Annotated in this window: 2 protein-coding genes; both read right to left on the minus strand. The window is 38.5% G+C overall.

The features are described 5' to 3' along the window. Nucleotides 1-180 precede the first annotated feature (180 nt). A complete protein-coding gene (locus ACG95_RS10750; RefSeq protein ID WP_053072777.1) occupies nucleotides 181-1,083 on the minus strand; it encodes a hypothetical protein in 903 nt (300 codons plus the stop codon). 144 nt (nucleotides 1,084-1,227) lie between these two features. Beyond that, a partial coding sequence (locus ACG95_RS14805; RefSeq protein ID WP_237756497.1) for a pre-toxin TG domain-containing protein occupies nucleotides 1,228-2,221 on the minus strand: 994 nt, incomplete at its 5' end.

A 2,221-nucleotide genomic window follows, 5' to 3' on the forward strand; every position in this document is an offset into this window, starting at 1 on the left:
AGCTAAGAGTGCTCGTACAATGAAGTACGCAGCTGGGATGATGGCTCCCACTAAATTAGTTTGGTTACGTTTGCCCAATGCATAACTCCAGTAACCTAAACCAAATATGATAACAAGTAACAATAAACCAATTAACAATCTAAAAACCTCTCTCTCTTCTTAAAGTTAATTCACCTGAACTTAATCGTTTAATACTTTATCAGCTGAAGCCATCCAATTTTTCCAAATTTCAGTTTGCTGACGATCCTCTGTCGACATATAAATTGTATTCCAAATATCTCGAGTTAGCTTTCTTCCAAAATCAGTATGCAATGCATTATCTGGCACCCATACTTGCATAAACTGACTCACGACAGCCAGTGCCTGTATCAAATTAACGGTTTTAGATTTTTTTGATACATCAACAAAATAGGCATTCCAACTATACCAATGAGTTTTCTGATTCAGTGTCTTACGCTTCAAGGTAAATTCATTTAGAATCTTTTTCAGATCTCGGTTGTCAGGAATTCTTTTATAATAAGAATTGAGAAAATCTATCATTATGAAATAATTCTGCATTTCAGAAAATTTTTTCACTCCAGTACTACTATCTATAGCAGGACGCATCGGCGGTAGCACTTCAGCCTTTGGAAAGCCTCCCACCCGATCACTTTCAACAAATGCTGATTCTTCAACTTTGATAGTATTTGGATTCATAATCCATTCACAAGACGCAACCCAATGCTTCCATACCGGATGTAGTTCTCGTTCACTGACCTGCATCTCACAAATCATTCTATTTGCATAAACTAAATTTCTTGATACCTCAGTGTAATACTCAACATCAGGTAAATATTCATTAGTAAATTGATTAACTGCTTGGAATCCTTCAAATAGCGAATGGTCTTGTGAACCTAATGAATAGTAAAATTTTTTCCAGTCATCCGCAATACCTTGATCAAATAATTCATCGATACCATCATTACGATAAACCGCTACTCCTCCCAAAAGTGATCCTAAGCTATCATCTCCTGAAGCTATAAAATACGATTCAAACCATTGTGACATTGCAAAATAAGTTTGATTAATATTTAAACGTAACATCGCTCTAATCTCCTCGCCATAATATGACTAATCTACTCTACAAAAACATTATCGGTCAACACTTTATGCAAATCAGCCGAAAAATATATGAGCCAACTTAATACCGTCAGCATTACGAGTCAGATAGTATCACTTCAAGTATCCCTACTTTAATTCTGGATAATATGAGACCTTATGCATCCCACTGTCTAGCACAGGAACAGCTCGCGAGTTAATTCCGCCGTCTGTAATTCCACCATCACGCACCCGTGCCCATATTTGTCGACCATCTTTTAGAGTTTTTGCATACCATCCATTACCATTTACATCCACACGTTTAAAGTTTGATTGATCTCTTACAACATCCACTATCGCTTTATCATGAGCCTTAGTTCGAGTTAAAAAATGTCCTTCTGTATTTTTATAAATATGAGCCACAATACCATCCTTCACTGGAAATTTCACATGCTTGTAAAGAGGTGCATCCTGTACAGCCTTTGCACGGGCAATAATCTTTCTATCTTTAATTTTAGCTTTAGGTTTTGCCTTTACAACCTTTTTACCCTTAGCCGCCTTGCTAAGCGTCCTACCTGCCCGGTTAGTAGCCTCATGTTTAACCTCACGCGCCGTATTCTTGCCAATCTTCTTGGCTGCGTCTTGTGCGATTTTTTTCTGAGCCTTTTCCATCGCAAGTTTGGCGGCCTTTTTCTCAGCTGCTTTTCCGAAAGCTCGCTTAGCACCAAAACTAGCTACAGCCATTGCTTTATGAGCCACTGAAGCATGCGCCGCAAACTTCCCAGCCACACCAGCTACCGCAATCAGTTTCGCAAACTTAGCAACTGCTAAGACCTTCGAGACTGGCATAAAGTTAAACGCAGTCAATGCACCAGCTAACACTCGTGAACGTGGCTTCCCAGTAACTGCATCTTTACCAGTAATCAACGTATATAAATCATTATAACCGAGTGCATCGGCTAGCATACCGACATTACTTTTACTAATTCCAGTCTTACGGCTAACCAGGGCAATCATTGAACTACCGCTAGCCTTACGCTTCTTTGATGACTTCTTCTTTTTAGAAGATTTGTGTTTCTTCGCTGATTTATGCTTTTTCGAAGACTTCTTTTTCTTGGAAGATTTATGTTTCTTTGAAGACTTA

The organism is Lactiplantibacillus herbarum, from assembly GCF_001039045.1.
Lineage (GTDB): Bacteria > Bacillota > Bacilli > Lactobacillales > Lactobacillaceae > Lactiplantibacillus > Lactiplantibacillus herbarum.

Coding starts and splice junctions, on each gene's coding strand:
- ACG95_RS10750 (WP_053072777.1), bottom strand. CDS start 1,083: ATGTTACGTTTAAATATTAATCAAACTTATTTTGCAATGTCACAATGG.